Below are 3790 nucleotides of genomic sequence, written 5' to 3'. Positions count from 1 at the left end.
AATGAAGAGATCGCCGCTGACCTGGTATTCCTTGCCGTCATGGCTGAACGTGACCGAACGGACAGCACCGCCGACGTGATCGAGCCGGCGCACTTCCGCACCGAGGCAGACCGAGATGTCGGGATGCTCGAAGACGTGCATCAACCCGTTGTTGACGGTGAATTTGGCGTCGACCGGGCACAGCCAGCAACGCAGATTGGCACAGCACGAGCTGCGCTGCGCGGTCGGCACGCGAGCCCGCGCGGTTGGCATGACGAAGTGCTGGTCGGGCTGCGCCGCCTTCATCATCCTGTCCGGTGTCGACATGCGATGCGGCGGTTGCGGAAACGGCTTCGAGCGGGGCAGCATCGCCGCCATGTCGGGGTCGCCGGAGATCGACATGATGTCTTCCGCGTCGCAGTAGAACGGCTCGACGTCGTCATAACTGATCGGCCAGTCATTACCGATGCCGTAGGTGCTTTTCAGCCGGAAATCATTGGGATGAAATCTTGGCGTCTGCGCGAACCAGCAGTTCGTCCCGCCACCCAGTCCGATCGTGTAGTTCCACGGCTTGTCGGAATTGGTCTTGTAGGTCGTCTCGTCTTCGATGTCGGTGTTGACGTTCTGTTCGAGCTGCCATTCATGGGTGTTGTGGCGTCCCCACTCCAGCACCAGAATGCGCGCCTTTCGGCGCCTGGCGAACTCATGCAGGAAGAAGGCCGAACCGAAGCCGGAACCGATCGCGACGAGATCGAAATGATCCTTGGTGATTTGCTCCGGCTTTACGTCCAGCACCATCAGCTACAACTCCACACAGAAATACGCGCTCAACCCCAGCGTCCGCAGGCCGTGTGCGGACCGGTCTTGCATCCGTCTGACAGGGCCCGGTCTCATGCCGCCATTCTGCCGATCGAGTGATATTCGATGCCATGGCGGGCGATGACCTTGGGGTCATAGAGGTTGCGGCCGTCGAAGATGACCGGCGTGGTCAGCGCGTCCTTCACCGCGTCGAAGGACGGCGCGCGAAAGCTCTTCCATTCTGTGGCGATCAGCAGCGCATCGGCGCCGCGCAGCGCCGCCTCCTTGGTGCCGCACAGAAGCAGGTCGTCGCGCAGCCCGTAGATGGCCTGGCATTCCTGCATCGCCTCGGGATCATAGGCCTGCACATTGGCGCCGGCCTTCCAGAGCGCCTCCATCAGGACGCGCGCCGGCGCCTCACGCATGTCGTCGGTGTTGGGCTTGAAGGCCAGACCCCAGAGCGCAAAGGTCCTGCCTTTGAGGTTGCCCTTGAAATAGCGGTCCACCTTGTCGAAGAGAACCGATTTCTGTGCGTTGTTGCGCTCCTCAACGGCGCGCAGCAGCTTGGCGTCGAACTTGACGCCTTCGGCGGTCTTGATCAGCGCCCGCACATCCTTCGGGAAGCACGAGCCGCCATAGCCGAGGCCCGGATAGATGAAATGGTAGCCGATGCGCGGATCGCTGCCGATGCCCTTGCGGACCTCCTCGATGTCGGCGCCGAGTTGTTCGGCCAGATTGGCCATCTCGTTCATGAAGCTGATCTTGGTCGCCAGCATGCAGTTGGCGGCATATTTGGTGAATTCTGCGCTGCGCACGTCCATCACGATCATCTTCTCGTGGTTGCGATTGAACGGCGCGTAGAGTTCGCGCATCACAGCCTCGGTGTCCTCGCTGTCGGTGCCGACGATGATGCGGTCCGGCTTCATGCAGTCGGCAACCGCGGACCCTTCCTTGAGGAATTCCGGATTTGAAGCGACATCGAAAGCCAGGTCCTCGCGGCCTCTTTTCTTCAGCGTGTCGGCGATCCTGGCCTTCACCTTTTCGCAGGTGCCGACCGGCACCGTCGACTTGCCGACGACGATCTTGGGTTTGTCCATTTCGCGGCCGATGGTCTCGGCGACTGCCAGCACATATTTGAGGTCGGCCGAGCCGTCCTCGCCCGGCGGCGTGCCGACCGCGATCATCTGGATCTCGCCGTGCCTGACAGCGGCGGCGGCATCCGTTGTGAACTTGATGCGGCCGGCGGCATGGTTCTCCTTGACGAGGTTTTCCAAACCGGGTTCGAAAATGGGAACCAGGCCCTGGTTGAGCCGCTCGACCTTGGCGGCGTCGATGTCGACGCACACCACCTGGTGCCCGACTTCGGCAAGCACCGCCGCCTGCACGAGGCCGACATAGCCAATTCCAAACACCGTCAAATTCATTCGGTTTCATTCCCATGCAAGGCAGCGGACCGTTTTCGGCCCCGCCGGTTCAAATCGACTTTCCCAACTACTTTACACTGCATGCCAGCGATTCCGGAAATTGACAGGGTTCGCCGAGCGCCGTGAAGGCGACCCGCTCGACCTGCAGGGAAAGCTTGCGGCCCGGATCCGCGAACGCTCCCATCCAGCCCTTCATCGTATCGCTGCCCCAAAAGCTGAAGAATATCTTCTGTGCATGGCTGGGCAGCTTCGCCGGGTCGGTAATCGTGTTCACCAGTTGGCCGTTGACGTACCATCGCAAGCTGTCCTTCTGCCAGACGAAGGCGTAGTCGTTGAAGGCCTTCTCCGTGCCGCCCGGTACGTCGACCAGTTTCTCGTTCTTGCCCTTGCCCGCGATATAGGCGTTGACCTGCACCTTGGAGGTGTCCTTGGTCAGGACCTCGAAGTCGATCTCGTCCCAGGGCTGCTTGTCGCTTGGACCGATATAGGTGAAGAACGCGGCGTTGAGGCCGGAGCCGGTATCGGTCTTCAGCCGTGCCTCATAGGTGCCATAGCCGAAGCGCTGCTTGGTCTGGATCTCGCCGCAGACGTAGTCGCGATCCTTCAGCGTCTGCTTTTCGAAGCCGAGCGACAGCACACCATTCGACAGTTCGACCATATTTTTCGACCAGGTGCAATTCTGATGGCTGCCGTTGTTCCAGCCGTCGGAAACATACCAGCGCGTGCGGTCGAAGCTTTTGAAATCATCGACAAAGGACGGCGATGTCGGAATGTCCTGGGCATGGGAAGGGGTTGCCAGGAAACCGCCAAGAGCAGCCAGCAGCAACGCACCGAGCGACCCCAGCCGCCGGGCGGCTTGTCCGGTCCGATATGCGAGAGGCGGTGCGTCAATTGCCGTCGTAGGTTTCGGATTCCAATTCATACCAAACTCACCTTTGCGCTGTGTGTCCCCAACCCAAAGTCGACGTTCGAACCGCTCCTGCACGGGCCAACCTTGACCTTCCTTGTGACCCTCTCGATTGCTTCTGCTTCCCGCCTTGCATCAAATCTGTTGCAACAGTTCCGAGCCTTCACGTTCAACCTCTGCCGGCGCCTGCCGGCCAGGCGAATTCCGCCGCGGCGGCCGAGGAGGCATCCTCGTCAAAGACCGTATCCAGCGAATGACGGAGCTCTTTCATCATGCCGTCCTGGCGCGACAGCGCCGCGATGCGGCGCTCGCAATTCAGGATCGACTGTGTCAGTGCGCTGACTTCCGAAGACCGCTTGTCGGAAGCAGAGCCGTTTTCCATCGCTTCGACCAGAAAGGCGGCGTTGGTCGACGTCGTCCGGTAGCGATTCTCAAGCCCGGTTCTCTCGGCCTCGATCTCGGCCGCAATCTGCTCGAACAGCTTTGCCAGACGATCAAGACGTGAAACATCGGCCTGACGGTCGCGGGCCGGATCCCTTGATCTGAAACCGAATATCGAGGCCATGAACTCAGGTTCCCGTCATCGCCGGCTTGTGGGCCGGGCTTCTGGCCGATCCCCGCAGCCGGGGCTCAAAAACTCGTGTTGCGTTGTCGTGCTCCTTTTGAGGGAGAGACATCAGAC

4 protein-coding genes are annotated in these 3790 nt (G+C 60.7%); all 4 read right to left on the bottom strand.

All coding sequences use genetic code 11. The annotated features are described in order from the left end of the window. Positions 1 to 777, bottom strand: a 777-nt coding sequence (locus EN969_RS20930; protein ID WP_164758389.1) for a GMC family oxidoreductase, incomplete at its 3' end; no start/stop codon positions are given. Between the two features lie 92 nt (positions 778 to 869). Next, positions 870 to 2201, bottom strand: a complete 1332-nt coding sequence (locus tag EN969_RS20925) for a UDP-glucose/GDP-mannose dehydrogenase family protein (protein ID WP_013528109.1) — start codon at positions 2199 to 2201, stop codon at positions 870 to 872. A 67-nt stretch (positions 2202 to 2268) separates the two neighbouring features. After that, positions 2269 to 3123 carry a family 16 glycosylhydrolase gene (locus tag EN969_RS20920; protein WP_024501832.1) on the bottom strand — a complete coding sequence of 285 codons (855 nt, stop codon included), beginning with the start codon at positions 3121 to 3123 and terminating at the stop codon, positions 2269 to 2271. Positions 3124 to 3277: 154 nt separating this feature from the next. Beyond that, entirely contained in the window at positions 3278 to 3673 is a 396-nt protein-coding gene (locus tag EN969_RS20915) for a hypothetical protein (RefSeq protein WP_024501833.1), read from the bottom strand. Positions 3674 to 3790 lie beyond the last annotated feature (117 nt).

This window comes from Mesorhizobium sp. M7A.F.Ca.CA.003.01.2.1, from assembly GCF_003998945.1.
Lineage (GTDB): Bacteria > Pseudomonadota > Alphaproteobacteria > Rhizobiales > Rhizobiaceae > Mesorhizobium > Mesorhizobium ciceri.
This window is presented reverse-complemented; position numbering and strand designations above follow the sequence as displayed.